This is a genomic window from Brucella tritici, assembly GCF_902825325.1.
GTDB lineage: Bacteria > Pseudomonadota > Alphaproteobacteria > Rhizobiales > Rhizobiaceae > Brucella.
On the sequence record NZ_CADEAR010000005.1, the window covers coordinates 135,989 to 150,280 of the forward strand.

Sequence of the window (14,292 nt, forward strand, 5' to 3'; positions counted from 1 at the left end):
AATACTCCGTTATCGCCGCATCAGTTTAGTCAGTGTGAGTGGAGTGTGCGGTGCGTCTTGTATCTTTACGAGCGCTGTTTGGTCGAAGGAAGGCCGTTGCCGAGCCGGTGTGGCATTACCCTGTCACGGGCTATTGCCCGGAAGAGGGCCGCTATTACGCGGTAAGGGCAAAGCCACGCCAGACAGTTCATAAGCCGCATCGCCTGGTGCCGCTGGTTCTGGCAGCCATGACATATCTCTTCAACTCCAATGCGATCGCCTTTCAGGATATGGCAAGCCTGGTGCCGTCGGCGGATCTGGGGTCGCATCGCTGGACCGCCTTCGTTGCCAAGGCGCCGGTCGGCTCTGTGCATCAGGCTGAAATGCCGTTCGTGGATGCGACGACCGTAACGGGCAGCATAGCGACAAACGGTATTGAAGTGCCGGGCATCGGTCGTGTCGCGCTGTCCGGAGGCAAAAAGACGGCCAAGCTCGGTCCGGATGATCCGAACCCGGATGAAAACCGCATCAATCGTGCCGACAAGACAGGCCGTCTCGTCTCAGTCAAGCCCAAGGCACCCGCCAAGGCCTTCACTGCCGGCAGCATGTTCGAGAAGATCAGCATGATCACGCGTCCGCCGGAAAAGACGGACGCGAAAATGGCCTTCTCCAGCAAGCTCGAAGGCAAGGAAGTCGCCATCACAATGGCATTCCACGCGGTCAAGCCGCCAAAGCCACGCTCCGAAATGCCGACCCAGCTTGCCAAGCTCATTACCAATGACCAGCCGGATGCGCTGGCCCTTGGTTATGCGCCTGCGACGCCGGACTATGGCAAGACATCGCCTTTCGAGAGCATTTTGAAGCCCCAGCCGGACGAAGGCCGCTTCGTGCCGCCGATCGGCGAGAAGGACCATGAATGGGCAGCAACACCGTTGCCGCCTTCCGCTTTCAGCCAGAGCGAGCAGAAGTGTCTTGCGGAGGCCGTCTATTATGAAGCGCGCGGCGAAACGGTAAAGGGGCAGGTTGCTGTCGCTCAGGTTGTCCTCAACCGCGTGCGCAACCCCGCCTATCCGGGTTCGATCTGCGGCGTGGTCTACCAGAATCGTGACTGGCTCAATGCCTGCCAGTTTTCCTTTGCCTGCGATGGCCAGAAGCACCGCGTGACCGAAATGCCGCAATGGCGCATGGCGCAGCAGGTCGCGAAGACGGTTTCCGCTGGTCAGATTTGGCTGCCGGAAGTCGGTTCCGCCACGCATTACCATGCGACCTATGTTCGCCCGTTCTGGGCTCCGACCATGAAGAAGGTCACGAAGATCGGTCTCCACGTTTTCTACCGCACCTATGGCGGCGGGTGGAGCTGATTGCTGTGTTCTCACGCAATAGCAGGGTCGACCGGTTTCAACTCACGTTTTTGTTAGCGGACTAAAAGGCCAAGCAGGCGCATAAGGCCGGCTTTCATCCTCACCCGAACAGGGTGTGACCGTTCAAAATCGATTCCGTTTTTTTAGCCAATAATGTGACCAATCTGATCCTTTGGTCGGAAAATGAGTCGCACTAATATCTAACTATTTGAGTTTGTTGGATAAAAAACCTTCTGGACCAATGCCTGCACCGCCTTGACTAGCGGACGGCGTGTCAATATGTTGCGCGCAACTTGGAAATGGGATTGAAATCCTCGTATTTCTTGAAAAAAGGAGCTGCCAATGGCGCGCGGGACCGAACCCGGAAAGCCATCCGGTGGCATCAAGGATGCGAAGAACGAACCCGGTTCCGGGGAGCTGGATCAGCGTTTGAATCGCCTGGAGGCCGAACTGGCCAAGAAGGGTGTACTCAAGCAACCGGCTTCCGAGGAGGAACGATCGGCGACTGCAAGTTCGGTCGCGCAGGCCATGAAGATTTCCAGCGAGTTCATCGCAGGGGTTGTGGTCGGAGCGCTGATTGGCTGGTTCATTGATCGTGTCGCCGGTACGTCGCCCTGGGGATTGATCGTATTTCTCCTTCTGGGCTTCGGTGCGGGCGTCCTCAACGTGCTTCGTTCCGCTGGATATGTTGCCGAACAGGGCAACATTAAATCTAGCGTGGAAAAGAGCGACAAGAAATAGGACTTGAAGGGCTTCACGGTAAAGTTCGTTCAAGTGTAAGTGATCAAACGGGCCTTGCGCCCGAGACTGAAACGCCTTCGGGCAGACCAAATCGCCTTCGGGCAGGCCAAATTGCCTTCGGGCAGGGAAGACAGACGAGGTTAAGGTGGCGAACGATCCGATCCATCAGTTCCAGGTTTCCCGGTGGATTCCCATCGACGTAGGCGGTGTGGACCTTTCGTTCACGAATGTTTCGGCCTTCATGGTCGCAACCGTCGTGCTCGCTTCGGGTTTCCTCTATCTGACTTCTTCGGGCCGTGGTCTCATCCCGACCCGTCTGCAGTCAGTTTCGGAAATGGCTTACGAGTTCGTGGCCACCAGTCTGAGAGATTCAGCAGGGTCGAAGGGCATGAAGTTCTTCCCCTTCGTCTTCTCGCTGTTCATGTTCGTGCTGGTTGCCAACTTCCTCGGTCTTTTTCCGTATTTCTATACGGTTACCAGCCAGATCATCGTAACCTTCGCGCTCGCCGTGCTGGTTATCGCCACGGTCATTATCTACGGTTTCTTCAAGCACGGTTTCGGCTTCCTCAAGCTGTTCGTGCCGAGCGGCGTTCCGGGCATTATCGTGCCGCTGGTTGTCGCCATTGAAATCATCTCGTTCCTGTCGCGTCCGATCAGCCTCTCGGTTCGTCTCTTTGCGAACATGCTTGCTGGCCACATCACGCTGAAAGTCTTCGCAGGCTTCGTCGTTTCGCTGGCCGCACTTGGGCCCATCGGCATCGGCGGCGCGGTTCTGCCGCTCATCATGACGGTTGCGATCACCGCACTCGAATTCCTCGTAGCCTTCCTGCAGGCCTACGTGTTTACCGTTCTCACCTGCATGTACATCAACGACGCAGTACATCCGGGACACTGAGTTCAAGCCGGCGGGCGACCGCCAGAACTGAAATCCGCGCTTATATTCAATCCAGAAGGAGCTTAACATGGAAGCGGAAGCAGCAAAGTACATCGGCGCCGGTCTCGCCTGTTTCGGTATGGCCGGTACGGCTCTCGGCCTCGGCAATATCTTTGGCCAATACCTCTCCGGCGCTCTGCGCAACCCGTCCGCTGCTGACAGCCAGTTCGGCCGTCTGGTGTTCGGTTTCGCCGTTACGGAAGCTCTGGGCATCTTCTCGCTGCTCATCGCGCTTCTGCTCCTCTTCGCCGTCTAATCAACGGTCGCAAGGAACTGGCCTGCCGCGATCTGTATCTTGAAATGCAGCGCGGCTGGCCTTTGCATATGACGTCTGAGTAAGGCATGATCCTTCTCCATCTGGATCAGATCGTGCTGGATTAAAGGGGAAATCTGGATGTTCGTGTCCACGGCGTTTGCCCAAACCGCCACCGAATCGCAGCCGGCACCTGCTGCTGGCGAGCACGGCGCAGCCGATGCTGTGCACACCGAGACCGGGGTCGCCAACGATGCCGGACACGGCAGCGGCGTATTCCCGCCGTTTGATTCCACCCATTATGCTTCGCAGCTCCTGTGGCTCGCGATCACCTTCGGGCTTTTCTATCTGTTCATGTCGCGCGTGGTTCTGCCGCGCATCGGTGGCGTGATCGAAACCCGTCGCGATCGTATCGCTCAGGATCTCGAGCAGGCAGCCCGCCTCAAGCAGGACGCCGACAACGCTATTGCTGCCTATGAGCAGGAACTGACCCAGGCCCGCACCAAGGCTGCTTCGATCGCCGAAGCCGCTCGTGAAAAGGGCAAGGGCGAAGCTGACGCAGAACGCGCTGCAGCTGAAGCAGCACTTGAAGGCAAGCTCAAGGAAGCCGAAGAACGTATCGCCGCGATCAAGACCAAGGCCATGAGCGACGTCGGCAACATTGCCGAGGAAACCACGGCAGAGATCGTCGAACAGCTTCTGGGCACCAAGGCCGACAAAGCTTCGGTAACAGCAGCCGTCAAGGCTTCGAACGCCTGAGGAGAGGACAATGGACGCTACATTCTGGGCACTGATTGGCCTCATTATCTTCCTGGCAATCCTGGCTTACCTGAAGGTTCCGGGCATGGTCGGTCGTTCGCTCGACGAGCGTGCTGATCGTATCAAGAACGAACTGGAAGAAGCACGCACGCTTCGCGAAGAAGCCCAGCAACTGCTGGCCGAGTATCATCGCAAGCGCAAGGAAGCCGAAAAGGAAGCAAGCGACATCGTTGCTTCTGCCGAACGTGAAGCCAAGGCACTTCTCGAAGATGCCAAGCGCGCGACGGAAGAATATGTTGCACGCCGCAACAAGCTGGCCGAACAGAAGATCGCAACGGCTGAAGTCGATGCCATCAACGCAGTTCGTGCTTCGGCAGTTGACCTCGCAGTCGCCGCAGCCGGCAAGATCGTTGCGGACAAGGTAGACACGAAGGTCGCAGGCAACCTGTTCAAGGATGCTCTGTCGCAGGTCAAGTCGAACCTGAACTAATCCCGCCTCACATAGTTTCAGAGAAACGCCGCCTCAAAAGGGCGGCGTTTTTTGTTGGCTTGGATCGAGAAATCGATTTCAGTACAGTCCGATCAGAGGATGGCTGCAATGCCATCCAGTTTGTCAAACAATGGTCGGTATTCCTCCAAAGCAAGGTCATCCAGTGCACAGGCTTCCGCTGGCGTAAACCATCGCAGTTCCGTGTGCTCCCGGTCGCGAATGGTGGGATGGCCGTCCCAGCCGTTAACGGTAAAGAGGTGGAATGACGCGACCGGATCTACCGCTTTTATGGTGGCGAGAAACGAAAATGCGCGAAGCGTTAATCCGAGCTCCTCGTGGATTTCCCGTTGGAGCGCGCTTTCAAAGCTCTCGCCCGCTTCAACATGACCACCCGGAAAACTCCACCGGTTTGGATAGGCGCGACGATCCGGGCTGCGGCGCCCAAGAAGAATGCCCCTGGGGCCGATGAGAACTGCATTGACAATATCCGGCATGATGGCCCTCAGACGGTGCAAAGTGAGGTCAGTCCTTGAGGTCTGCCAGATGCGCAAGCGGCAGCTCTCCTTGCGATTTGACCGTCTGGATGGCGAAATTGCTCCGAATGTCGATCACGCCGGGAAGCCGCAACAGCGTGCCGGATAGAAAGCGTTCATAGGCCGCGAGATCAGCGACCACCACCTGCAACAGAAAATCGGATTCTCCCGACACGAGATGGCATGAAAAGACCTCCGGCAGATTCTGCACGGAGGTGCGAAACGCAGTCGCAGTTTCTTCGTGATGGCGCTCCACCCGGATGCCGACGAAAACGGTCAATCCAAGCCCGACCTCATTGCGATCCAGTGCTGCATGGTAACCTTGAATAGCGCCTGCCTTTTCGAGCATCTTGACGCGCCGCAGGCATGGAGAGGGCGACAGGCCGACTTTCTCTGCCAGTTGTACATTGGAGAGCCGCGCATCTTCCTGAAGTGCGGTCAGTATCTTGCGGTCGATAGCGTCCAGTTTCAATTTTGGCATGATCCGACAATCAGAGTTACTATATTGGTGGAATATACCACAAGCCAGAAACATTGCGCCACAAATCGCAAGGACATGCGCATGGATCTCCGCATAGTTTCGACACGCCGCTGCTTCGGATAACGGACAGGCTGTTACTTTCTTTGTTCGCATTATCCTACGCAAAACTGCTGCGCACTTTTGCTGGAAATGCTCTGGTGGACGATATCGATGGGCGAGATGTGGTTATATGCAGGCGCATTGGCTGCTGCATTTCTTATTCCGGGACCGGATATGCTTCTGCTCCTCCAGACAGGTGCAGCACAGGGCAGGACACATGCGCTTGCAGCGGCAGCAGGGCTTGCAATCGCGCGTGCCTGCCATGTGGCACTTGCCGCACTTGGTCTCGCTGCGCTTTTACATGCATTTCCAGTCGCGTTTCAGTTCGTTCGGATCATAAGTGCCTTTTATCTGGTCTGGCTTGCCATTGGCATCCTGCGCCATCCGTTGCCGACAGTGGATACGGTCGGCGGTGCGCGGGAGCGACGATCCTATATGGCGTCGGCCCGGAAAGGTCTTCTCACCAATTTGCTCAACCCGAAAGCGCTGCTTTTCTGTTCGGTTCTGCTGCCGCAGTTCGTTCATCCTGAAAATGGCAGTATTACGCTCCAGTTTGCACTTCTGGGGGCTGTCATGACTATGGTGGGGCTGTCGTTCGACACGATCTATGCCTTTACAGGCTCGTCGCTTGGCAACCTGTTCAAACGTTATCCTGCTATACAAACGGTCCAGCGCTGGGGTTTTGCAGCCCTGCTTTTCGGCTTCGCGGCCAAGTTGGCCACTGTTTAAGCGCTATAGCGGCCTTTGATGGGCGCGAAAGTGTAGCGGTGGATGCCGGGAACGGGACCAGCCGTTTCGATGGCGGTGCGATGCTTCACGGTTGCATAACCTGCGTGAATCTCCAACCCGTAGGGCGGATGAACGGCACCGGCACGGATCATCATCCGGTCGCGTGTTACCTTGGCGACGATGGAGGCGGCGGCGATGGAGACGGAGCGCTGATCGCCCTTGACCAGCGCCGAACCTGGGCAGGGAAGCCTCGGCGGAACATCACGTCCGTCGATCAGCGCGTGGCATGGCTGCAAGGTCAGGCCAACAGAAGCGCGACGCATGGCTTCAAGCGCGGCCTTCCTGATATCGCTTGCATCGATACTGCGCGCGCTGAGGCTTGCCACCGAAACGGTGACGGCCTTCGCCAGGATGGTTTCGTAAAGCGCTTCACGCTTTGCAGCCGTGAGACGCTTGGAATCGTCCAGACCATCCGGAAGGTCATCGATATCAAGAATAACCGCAGCGGCAACCACCGGACCGGCCAAAGGTCCGCGTCCGGCCTCATCGATGCCGACGATGTGTTTCAGTCCACGCGAAAGCAGCCTTTTCTCTTCGGAAAAGTCAGGCGCAAGTGGGATATCAAAGAGGAGCGGAGAATCAGAAGCCGAGCGTTTCATTTGGCGGCAATGCTCGCATTGCTTCCGATTCTCCGCAAGGGCCCTGCTCGAGGACGGTGGCGTGAAAGCAGGCAGCCCCTCCGTCTGAAGGACAAGTCAGACGGAAATTGAATTGACGACTGATAGGGTATGCAGTTTGAAAACCGGCCCCAGCCCAAGGTTAGGCTTACCTTTCGCTGCGCGTCTTTCCTAAAACAGCGAAAGCTGCTTGCCTCCCTTTTCGACCGGTTCGAACAGGTCGGTGCGCAACTGCAACCGTCGCGCATTGAAGCCGAGCTTGCGTGCGGTAATCTCGAAACGGCGACCGATCTGCCATGCATAGGGGCCTGTGCCGCGCATGCGCTTGCCCCATTCAGCATCATAATCCTTGCCGTCACGCATGGAGCGCACCAGCGACATGACATGACGATAACGATCCGGATAATTGCGCAGCAGCCAGTCCTTGAACAAAGGCGCTACTTCGAGCGGCAGGCGCAGCAAAACATAACCCGCTTCGCGCGCGCCTTGTGCATAGGCGGCATCCAGAATGCGCTCGATCTCGTGATCGTTGATCCCCGGAATGACCGGTCCCATCATGACGGAAGCAGGGATGCCCGCATCGGCCAGCTTGCGGATGGCCTGAAGCCGCAGTGTCGGCGTAGAAGCGCGCGGTTCCATCGTGCGGGACAGGTGAGCATCGAGCGTCGTGACCGACAAGGCAACCTTGGCCAGTCCTTTCTCGGCCATGCGGCTCAGAATATCAATGTCGCGCACGACCAGGGCAGACTTCGTCACGATGCCGACCGGATGATTGGCGGCCTCCAGCACTTCGAGAATTTCGCGCATGATGCGCCATTTCTTCTCGACCGGCTGATAGGGATCAGTGTTGGTGCCAATGGCGATGGTTTTCGGCTGATAATTGGCCTTGGCCAGTTCGCGCTCCAGAAGGCGCGCGGCATCCGGCTTCGCGAACAGACGGGATTCGAAATCGAGGCCGGCAGAAAGTCCCATGTAACTATGGGTCGGACGGGCAAAGCAATAGATGCAGCCATGCTCGCAACCGCGATAGGGATTGATCGAGCGATCGAAATTGATGTCGGGTGAATCATTGCGTGTGATGATCGTGCGCGGCTTTTCGATCTGCACGTCTGTCTTGAACGGCGGCAGTTCCTCAAGCGTGGTCCAGCCGTCATCGAAATCATGCCGCGTCGTCGGCTCAAAGCGTCCGGTCGGATTGATGCCTGCGCCGCGCCCGCGCCTGCGAGCGTGATCGATGCGCAGGCCAGCCTCGCCGATCATCGCATTGGCGTGATCCGCGCGTCCGCTACCGAAGGCAGCCCTGTCGGCCTGCTTGATGATATCTGCCTGCTGGATCACTTCCATCTTCGTCTCCCTGAATGGAAACATCGGGCGTTGTGCAATCACGACGAAAACAAACCGGAGAACAGCTTAGAGCGCGTTTCGATCTGATTGAATCAGATCGGCGCTCTAATCATTTGTTTTTACGCGCATCTTTTCCGAAAACCGTTTCACACTTTTCGGGATGCGCTCTAAAAACCGTTCTGTTGCGTGTGCCGTGCTGCCATGCGACTCTGTTCTGATGAATCTATTCCTATCGCAAGAATAAGAACAAATCAAGAACATATGCGTGACAGCTTTCCGTTCATGCGTTCTTGATATATGAAGCGCGCATGTTGTCCGTCGTCATCGAAACTCTGAATTCAGAACGAGCGCTGGCCCACACGCTTTCGGCATTGGTACCGGCTGTCGTGGAGGGTTTGCTGCGCCGTGTCACGGTTATCGACAGAGGATCGTCGGATGAAACCGCTCTCGTTGCGCTGGGCGCGGGCTGCTCCTTTTACGCCGAAATGGATATTGAGACAGCGCTGGATGAAATCCGCACGCCGTGGGTCCTACTTTTGAATCCTGGAGCTATACCGCAGGACGGCTGGGAGGAAATTCTCCGCCGCCACATCGAGAATGATGGCAGTGCCGCGCGCTTTTCACTGCCGGAAGACGGCGGCTTTGGTGCCGTGCGTAAAATCTTCGGACACAAGGCGACACTGGATGCCGGGCTTCTGGTTCGGTTGGACATTCTAAGGCCGCTGCTGCTCGACGGCGTGGCATTGGATCAGCTTCCACAGCGCTTGCGACCAACTCGTCTCAAGCATCTTATTTTGCCGCCCGAAGACGACTGAACAAAACAAAAAGGCGAAGCTGAAAGCTTCGCCTTTTTCGTCAGACATGCCGACTGGATTAGTTCTGATAAGAGGAAGGCGAAGCATCGCCGAAGCGGTGAGCCGAACCATCCTGATAGACCGGAGCCTTGATCGAGGCAGGAGCAGTATAATCAAGCTTCTGGCTCTGCGTTGCAACTGGCGTACGATCGTTTGCATAAAGATCGGCAGGTTCGCCGACATGTGGGTTTTCGGCGAAAGCAGCACCGGCGCTAAGAGCAACGGCAACGGCAGCAAGAGCAAACTTCTTCATTTTTTTAATCCTTATGATCGCTCCTTCGGATGGCATAGAAGCCTTTCCGGGGCTCCCGGGTGGCACCATGCCATCCATCGGGGAGATAACTGGGGGAAGCTGAATGATTGGGAGGAATATCCAGCTTGGAAATTCATCGGGGCGTCATCGGCTGGGAGGCTTTTGACGACGCCCTGTATTCTAAGTCTTTAAAGAAAGCTTAGTTCTGGTAGCTCGAAGGCGATGCGTCACCGAAGCGATGAGCCGAACCGTCCTGGAACGAGGACTGGCTGATCGAAGCGGGAGCAGTGTAGTCGACCTTCTGGGAAGCAACCGGGGTGCGGTCGTTTGCATAAAGATCGGCAGGTTCGCCAACGCGTGGGTTTTCAGCAAAGGCAGCGCCGGCGCTAAGAGCGAGGGCGGCAGCAGCAAGAACAATCTTTTTCATTTTCCTATCTCCTTGGAAAGTGGAGCGGCGTTTTGTTCGTCGTTCCGATGCACCTCAAATGGGTGACAGTGGGTAAAAGTTCCAGTCACGAAAATGTTTTCTTAATCACACATTCGTGCAGCCAATTTTTTAGAATGTAGATAATCTATCAGAAATAAATAAATATAATCAATAAGTTGTGTTGTATATCAGTCTTCACGAAACTGTTGTATGAGGCCTTTTGTTCAAAAAGCGCGAACAGTCTGTCCCAATATATTGTCCAATGTGAGTGAACAATAGGGCGATTTGCGGGCTTTCGGAGGGGTATCCGTTCAGAAACTATTTTCGAGAAGGGACGCTTTGGGTCGCGATTACGAACCAATCCGGTCTTTCTGCTGAAAGACGCGCCTCTGCCTGTTCGGCGGCTGCCATGTTTTCAAAGACTGCATAGCAAGTGGCACCGGAACCTGACATCTGTGCGTAGAGCGCTCCGCTTGCGCGAAGCATCTCAAGCTTGTCAGCGATCCGGGGGGCAAGTTTCAACGCCGGGGCGAGAAGATCGTTGCGGGTTGTTTGCAGATAGGCGCAAAGGGGTGCGATATCGGCATGGGAAGCAAGGTTCAGCGCCGGATGATCGCGTTTGTCGAGTGCGCGAAAAACATCGGGCGTTGCAACGGCCGTTCCGTCATTGACGAGCAGCATGGGCAAGGCCGGAAATCCGGCAATAGGAGTCAAGTCCTCACCGATGCCGCGTGCAGCCAATGGTGTACCCTTTGATGCGCCATGCAGGCACATGGGCAGGTCGGCACCAAGAGCAAGCCCCATCGTGGCGAGCTGTTCGGAACCGAGATCAAGGCCCCACAACGCATCAAGTGCGAGCAGCGTTGCTGCGGCATCGCTCGATCCGCCGCCAATGCCCGACGCAATCGGAAGGTTCTTCTCCAGATGAATGGCGACGGGCGGCACTGCCCTTTGCGCATACTCGCGCAAGGTATCGCGAGCCTTGAGAACCAGATTGCCGCCATCGAGCGGTATGCCCTTTGCAAAAGGCCCGCTGACGGTAAAGCTGTCCTTTTCAGCAAGTTCAACACGAACGATGTCGCCAAAACGTGCAAAGACGACCAGCATATCGAGCAGATGGTAGCCATCGTCACGACGCCCCGTCACATGCAGCGCGAGATTGATCTTGGCCGGGGCCAGTCGCGTCACGGCACCGGGAAATCCGGCATTGGCGGTTTTTTCGGTTTTCGGGGAAATGGTCATTTCTGGTTATGGACCGGGAATAGAGCATTTCCAGCAAAAGTGTGAAACGGTTTTGCACAGGAAAATGCGATGAAACAAATAGTTAGAGCGGTTCCGACGATTCTGTTAAAATAGGAACCGCTCTAAAGAAACCATGGCGGTTCGGCTGCGGCAAGCCACCGCGCCGCTTCTTCGGCAACTGCTTCTGATGGAAAGGTCAGTCCTTCTTGACGTAATATTCGCCGGTTTTGGGGTCCTGCACCAACGTGCCATGCGCCCGGTTCTGCGCTTCCTTCTCTGCCTGACGCACACGCTGGGACACGCGCGAGGCTTCACGCTTGAACGAGCGGTAGCCGTACCAGGCGGCGGCGATGATCAGCAGCAGAAAAATGAGCTGGGGCATGGCCTCAAGTCCTTAAGGGTTGCAGTTCGGATTGCCGGATCGCAACGGCCGAAATGCCGGATGTTCATGAAGGGGCGGGAAGCGGCCCGCCCCACTTTCTGACACCATATCATGGTGAAACGAAGAAATTCAAAGCATTGGTGCGAAAATCGACGCCGATTTTCGCTGGCATTGTCTTTTCAAAGACCGTAACGGCCCCAAAGCGCCTTTTCTTCGGCTACCGAAAGCAGGCCGTCGCCGAGATGCGCGGCAATGGAAGCCGGTTCAAGATTACCGAACGCCATATCGACGCCGGGCATCTTGCGTCCCAGAAGGCCGCGCTTTTGTTCCACGAGCTTGAGCTTGACCTTGTCGCCATAGGTTTTGCGCAGGAAGCTGCGCATGTCGCCAAGCCCGTCGATCAGGCCAAGCTGTTGTCCCTTGATGCCGGTCCAGAACAGCCCCGTAAACAGGTCCTTGTCCTCTGCAAGCTTCGTTCCGCGTCGCTCCTTCACCATGTCGATGAAGGTTTCGTGGATTTCAAGCTGCAGAGATTTCAGCCGCTCGATGTCGGCCTTCTTCTCCGGCTGGAACGGGTCAAGCGTCACCTTGTTGGAACCCGCCGTATAGACGCGGCGCTCCACGCCGATCTTCTTCAGAAGTTCGGGGAAGCCGAACGAGGCCGACACAACGCCGATAGAGCCCACGATGGATGACGGATCGGCGATGATTTCGTCACCGGCCAGCGCAATCATATAGCCGCCCGAGGCGGCGACATCTTCGACGAAGATGAAGACCTTCTTCTGATGTTCGGCGGCGAGATCGCGGATACGCCGGTAGATCAGACGGGACTGAACCGGCGAACCGCCGGGCGAATTGAGCGAAATGGCAACGGCCGGCGCTTCCTTGTCGGTGAACGCTTTTTCAAGCACTGCTGCTGCCGACGCCAGTGAAAGCATCGGACGGAATGCAGATCCGCCGGACATGATGGCGCCATGCAGTCGCACGACAGGTATCTCGATGGAAACCGGGCGGAAGCGGCGCGGAACAAGGCGCGTCAATAAACCGGGCAAGGCGAACTCCTGCTGACTGAAATAATTTCAGCAAATGTAGGAAGCAATATGGGAAACACAAAGAAAACCACCCGGAAATTTTGTTCTCCGGGTGGCGTGTCGGTTCTGTCAGTCGTTTTTCGGCTTTGTGACCAGCCGCAGCAAAATATAGCTGCAAGGCCGACAGGCCCGAACTAGCCAGTGCGCCGCTCTTGGTTTCCACCGGCATTGGCGAAGCCGAAAATCGGCATGATGATGAAATCAGCAGGTCTGGACCATCGGAACTTCTGAAATGCTGCCGTGTTATCCGATCCGGGAGGAGACCCGCGATGGTGCTCACAGCTATTTTTGCCCAGCTCAATTGTTCCGACCTCGAACGCAGCACGGAATGGTTCGCCACAATCTTTGATCGCGGCCCCGATGCGCGACCGATGCAAGGGCTGGCTGAATGGCATCACGGTTCGAGTGCGGGGTTCCAGCTCTACCAGAACCCGACGGAAGCCGGGCACGGCACGCTGACGCTCATCGTCCGCAACGTGCGGGCCGAACATGCGCGCCTTTCCTTCGACGGGATTCGCCCCGGAAGTGTCGAGAACGCCGACTATACGACGATCCTGAGATTGCGCGATCCGGACCGCAATCTGGTCGTGCTGACACAGCCTAAATATTAAATAAGGGCGTCGAGCCCGTTATTGATGCCGTCGGCGCGCGGGGTGAAACCATGCCCCTCACTGCCATGGAGAACGAGCGCTGGCATGAGCGAAAGACCGGCGCGGCTTGCGCGTGTGCCTGTCACGACGATGCGGATCGCCGCCGCATCGGGGCGCGGCTGGACAGGTATGATCTTCAGGCCGCCAAACCGCCCCGACAGAGCCTCGAGGATGGGAGAAATGGAGCCGGGCCGGGCAATGATGGCAATGCCGCCGCCGGGCTTCACAATGGCGGCCGCAGTGCGCACCCATTGTTCGAACATGCCTTCGGGCATGACATGCGCTTCCGCCTTCAACGGATCAGGTGTGCTGCGATCACGCGCTTCGTTGAAGGGGGGATTCATGATAGCGAAGTCGAAACTGTTATCGACAAGGCCAGCGGCGAGGCGTGCCTTGCCTCTCAGGACGACGTCGGCTTCGATCACGCTGATACGGCTTGCCAGAGTGGCATTCAGCGGATGCGCAATGCTTTTACGGGCAAAGCCAGCCATGAAGGCTGAACGCTCGACAAGGGTGATATTGGTGTCCGGGCATCGGGAGGCGACTGCAAGTCCGGCAGCTCCTGCGCCGCTGCCAAGATCAACAACGCGTCCGGCAAAGCCGTTTGGAACGGCACTTGCCAGAATCATCGCATCCACACCGGAACGATGGCCTTTCAATGCGGGCTGGACGAGATGAAATGCCCCACGATGAAACACATCGAGTGTTTCTCCGGCTTCATCTTCGCTTTCCGAACTTGTTTCCGAATTCATTGATCGCGCAGTTCGTGTTCAATCTCGGCATCGATCAGAATCTGCCGTGCTTCTTCGACTTGTTCTTCGCTGACCAGAAGGCGGCGCGGCAACACGCCCAAAGAGCCTTCGATGATGCTCATATTCGTGTCGGCAATGAAATAAGCGATCCCGGCCTCTTTCATCAAGGCCTCGGCAAAGGACAGCAGAACGGAATCATTCGTACGGATAAGTTCGATCATTTGAACAGTTTGTAGCGAATGCACCGCATTGACAACAGCT

20 protein-coding genes are annotated in these 14,292 nt (G+C 56.6%); 9 read left to right on the forward strand and 11 right to left on the reverse strand.

Annotated elements, in window-relative coordinates; all coding sequences use genetic code 11:
* Nucleotides 1-50 precede the first annotated feature (50 nt).
* From HWX93_RS08990 to HWX93_RS09015, 6 genes are all read left to right on the forward strand, one after another.
* Complete coding sequence (locus tag HWX93_RS08990; protein ID WP_176037168.1) at nt 51-1,340, forward strand: cell wall hydrolase; 1,290 nt, start codon at nt 51-53, stop codon at nt 1,338-1,340.
* A 342-nt stretch (nt 1,341-1,682) separates the two neighbouring features.
* A complete protein-coding gene (locus tag HWX93_RS08995) occupies nt 1,683-2,081 on the forward strand; it encodes an AtpZ/AtpI family protein (protein ID WP_176037169.1) in 399 nt (132 codons plus the stop codon).
* A 145-nt stretch (nt 2,082-2,226) separates the two neighbouring features.
* Nucleotides 2,227-2,976 carry a F0F1 ATP synthase subunit A gene (locus HWX93_RS09000; protein WP_104756471.1) on the forward strand — a complete coding sequence of 250 codons (750 nt, stop codon included), beginning with the start codon at nt 2,227-2,229 and terminating at the stop codon, nt 2,974-2,976.
* Nucleotides 2,977-3,043: 67 nt separating this feature from the next.
* Complete coding sequence (locus tag HWX93_RS09005) at nt 3,044-3,271, forward strand: F0F1 ATP synthase subunit C (RefSeq protein WP_002963544.1); 228 nt, start codon at nt 3,044-3,046, stop codon at nt 3,269-3,271.
* A 138-nt stretch (nt 3,272-3,409) separates the two neighbouring features.
* Nucleotides 3,410-4,027, forward strand: coding sequence for a F0F1 ATP synthase subunit B (locus tag HWX93_RS09010; protein WP_109986118.1), 618 nt, complete (start codon nt 3,410-3,412; stop codon nt 4,025-4,027).
* 10 nt (nt 4,028-4,037) lie between these two features.
* A complete protein-coding gene (locus HWX93_RS09015) occupies nt 4,038-4,517 on the forward strand; it encodes a F0F1 ATP synthase subunit B (protein ID WP_176037170.1) in 480 nt (159 codons plus the stop codon).
* Nucleotides 4,518-4,609: 92 nt separating this feature from the next.
* Here HWX93_RS09015 and HWX93_RS09020 read toward each other — a convergent pair whose 3' ends face one another.
* Both HWX93_RS09020 and HWX93_RS09025 read right to left on the reverse strand, forming a co-directional pair.
* Nucleotides 4,610-5,011 (reverse strand): NUDIX domain-containing protein, encoded by a 402-nt coding sequence (locus HWX93_RS09020; protein ID WP_176037171.1) that lies wholly within the window; start codon nt 5,009-5,011, stop codon nt 4,610-4,612.
* 28 nt (nt 5,012-5,039) lie between these two features.
* A complete protein-coding gene (locus tag HWX93_RS09025) occupies nt 5,040-5,531 on the reverse strand; it encodes an Lrp/AsnC family transcriptional regulator (protein ID WP_176037172.1) in 492 nt (163 codons plus the stop codon).
* Between the two features lie 210 nt (nt 5,532-5,741).
* Between HWX93_RS09025 and HWX93_RS09030 the strand changes: the two genes are divergently transcribed.
* Nucleotides 5,742-6,359: a LysE family translocator gene (locus HWX93_RS09030; RefSeq protein ID WP_176037173.1), complete on the forward strand. Its 618-nt coding sequence runs from the start codon at nt 5,742-5,744 to the stop codon at nt 6,357-6,359.
* Here HWX93_RS09030 and HWX93_RS09035 read toward each other — a convergent pair.
* Both HWX93_RS09035 and HWX93_RS09040 read right to left on the reverse strand, forming a co-directional pair.
* Nucleotides 6,356-7,018 carry a ribonuclease HII gene (locus HWX93_RS09035; protein WP_176037174.1) on the reverse strand — a complete coding sequence of 221 codons (663 nt, stop codon included), beginning with the start codon at nt 7,016-7,018 and terminating at the stop codon, nt 6,356-6,358. The two genes, HWX93_RS09030 and HWX93_RS09035, sit on opposite strands and share 4 nt — an antisense overlap.
* A 189-nt stretch (nt 7,019-7,207) precedes the next feature.
* Complete coding sequence (locus tag HWX93_RS09040; protein ID WP_176037175.1) at nt 7,208-8,380, reverse strand: PA0069 family radical SAM protein; 1,173 nt, start codon at nt 8,378-8,380, stop codon at nt 7,208-7,210.
* 308 nt (nt 8,381-8,688) lie between these two features.
* Between HWX93_RS09040 and HWX93_RS09045 the strand changes: the two genes are divergently transcribed.
* Complete coding sequence (locus HWX93_RS09045; protein ID WP_109986125.1) at nt 8,689-9,195, forward strand: glycosyl transferase; 507 nt, start codon at nt 8,689-8,691, stop codon at nt 9,193-9,195.
* A 58-nt stretch (nt 9,196-9,253) separates the two neighbouring features.
* On the opposite strand, the gene HWX93_RS09050 is transcribed toward HWX93_RS09045, so the two are convergent.
* The 5 genes from HWX93_RS09050 to HWX93_RS09070 form a co-directional block, all read right to left on the reverse strand.
* Nucleotides 9,254-9,487 carry a hypothetical protein gene (locus tag HWX93_RS09050; protein ID WP_010658330.1) on the reverse strand — a complete coding sequence of 78 codons (234 nt, stop codon included), beginning with the start codon at nt 9,485-9,487 and terminating at the stop codon, nt 9,254-9,256.
* A gap of 199 nt (nt 9,488-9,686) precedes the next feature.
* Nucleotides 9,687-9,914 carry a hypothetical protein gene (locus tag HWX93_RS09055; protein WP_012090790.1) on the reverse strand — a complete coding sequence of 76 codons (228 nt, stop codon included), beginning with the start codon at nt 9,912-9,914 and terminating at the stop codon, nt 9,687-9,689.
* Nucleotides 9,915-10,232: 318 nt separating this feature from the next.
* Nucleotides 10,233-11,156, reverse strand: a complete 924-nt coding sequence (locus tag HWX93_RS09060) for a 4-(cytidine 5'-diphospho)-2-C-methyl-D-erythritol kinase (protein ID WP_176037176.1) — start codon at nt 11,154-11,156, stop codon at nt 10,233-10,235.
* A gap of 196 nt (nt 11,157-11,352) precedes the next feature.
* The gene (locus HWX93_RS09065) at nt 11,353-11,538 is read right to left on the reverse strand and encodes a membrane protein (RefSeq protein WP_006466164.1); all 186 of its coding nucleotides are present in this window, start codon (nt 11,536-11,538) and stop codon (nt 11,353-11,355) included.
* Between the two features lie 179 nt (nt 11,539-11,717).
* Nucleotides 11,718-12,590, reverse strand: coding sequence for a S49 family peptidase (locus HWX93_RS09070; RefSeq protein WP_176037177.1), 873 nt, complete (start codon nt 12,588-12,590; stop codon nt 11,718-11,720).
* Nucleotides 12,591-12,898: 308 nt separating this feature from the next.
* Between HWX93_RS09070 and HWX93_RS09075 the strand changes: the two genes are divergently transcribed.
* Complete coding sequence (locus HWX93_RS09075; protein WP_176037178.1) at nt 12,899-13,240, forward strand: VOC family protein; 342 nt, start codon at nt 12,899-12,901, stop codon at nt 13,238-13,240.
* Here HWX93_RS09075 and HWX93_RS09080 read toward each other — a convergent pair.
* Together HWX93_RS09080 and HWX93_RS09085 are read right to left on the reverse strand one after the other, a co-directional pair.
* Entirely contained in the window at nt 13,237-14,031 is a 795-nt protein-coding gene (locus HWX93_RS09080) for a tRNA1(Val) (adenine(37)-N6)-methyltransferase (RefSeq protein ID WP_176037179.1), read from the reverse strand. The two genes, HWX93_RS09075 and HWX93_RS09080, sit on opposite strands and share 4 nt — an antisense overlap.
* A complete protein-coding gene (locus tag HWX93_RS09085) occupies nt 14,028-14,252 on the reverse strand; it encodes a DUF2007 domain-containing protein (protein WP_109986274.1) in 225 nt (74 codons plus the stop codon). The genes HWX93_RS09080 and HWX93_RS09085 overlap by 4 nt, the downstream gene beginning before the upstream one ends.
* Between the last annotated feature and the right edge of the window lie 40 nt (nt 14,253-14,292).

Excerpts from the sequence above, each read along its gene's own strand:
- HWX93_RS08995 (WP_176037169.1), top strand. The coding sequence starts at position 1,683 with ATGGCGCGCGGGACCGAACCCGGAAAGCCATCCGGTGGCATCAAGGAT.
- HWX93_RS09005 (WP_002963544.1), top strand. The coding sequence starts at position 3,044 with ATGGAAGCGGAAGCAGCAAAGTACATCGGCGCCGGTCTCGCCTGTTTC.
- HWX93_RS09010 (WP_109986118.1), top strand. The coding sequence starts at position 3,410 with ATGTTCGTGTCCACGGCGTTTGCCCAAACCGCCACCGAATCGCAGCCG.
- HWX93_RS09015 (WP_176037170.1), top strand. The coding sequence starts at position 4,038 with ATGGACGCTACATTCTGGGCACTGATTGGCCTCATTATCTTCCTGGCA.
- HWX93_RS09020 (WP_176037171.1), bottom strand. The coding sequence starts at position 5,011 with ATGCCGGATATTGTCAATGCAGTTCTCATCGGCCCCAGGGGCATTCTT.
- HWX93_RS09025 (WP_176037172.1), bottom strand. The coding sequence starts at position 5,531 with ATGCCAAAATTGAAACTGGACGCTATCGACCGCAAGATACTGACCGCA.
- HWX93_RS09030 (WP_176037173.1), top strand. The coding sequence starts at position 5,742 with ATGGGCGAGATGTGGTTATATGCAGGCGCATTGGCTGCTGCATTTCTT.
- HWX93_RS09035 (WP_176037174.1), bottom strand. The coding sequence starts at position 7,018 with ATGAAACGCTCGGCTTCTGATTCTCCGCTCCTCTTTGATATCCCACTT.
- HWX93_RS09040 (WP_176037175.1), bottom strand. The coding sequence starts at position 8,380 with ATGGAAGTGATCCAGCAGGCAGATATCATCAAGCAGGCCGACAGGGCT.
- HWX93_RS09045 (WP_109986125.1), top strand. The coding sequence starts at position 8,689 with ATGTTGTCCGTCGTCATCGAAACTCTGAATTCAGAACGAGCGCTGGCC.
- HWX93_RS09050 (WP_010658330.1), bottom strand. The coding sequence starts at position 9,487 with ATGAAGAAGTTTGCTCTTGCTGCCGTTGCCGTTGCTCTTAGCGCCGGT.
- HWX93_RS09055 (WP_012090790.1), bottom strand. The coding sequence starts at position 9,914 with ATGAAAAAGATTGTTCTTGCTGCTGCCGCCCTCGCTCTTAGCGCCGGC.
- HWX93_RS09060 (WP_176037176.1), bottom strand. The coding sequence starts at position 11,156 with ATGACCATTTCCCCGAAAACCGAAAAAACCGCCAATGCCGGATTTCCC.
- HWX93_RS09065 (WP_006466164.1), bottom strand. The coding sequence starts at position 11,538 with ATGCCCCAGCTCATTTTTCTGCTGCTGATCATCGCCGCCGCCTGGTAC.
- HWX93_RS09075 (WP_176037178.1), top strand. The coding sequence starts at position 12,899 with ATGGTGCTCACAGCTATTTTTGCCCAGCTCAATTGTTCCGACCTCGAA.
- HWX93_RS09080 (WP_176037179.1), bottom strand. The coding sequence starts at position 14,031 with ATGAATTCGGAAACAAGTTCGGAAAGCGAAGATGAAGCCGGAGAAACA.
- HWX93_RS09085 (WP_109986274.1), bottom strand. The coding sequence starts at position 14,252 with ATGATCGAACTTATCCGTACGAATGATTCCGTTCTGCTGTCCTTTGCC.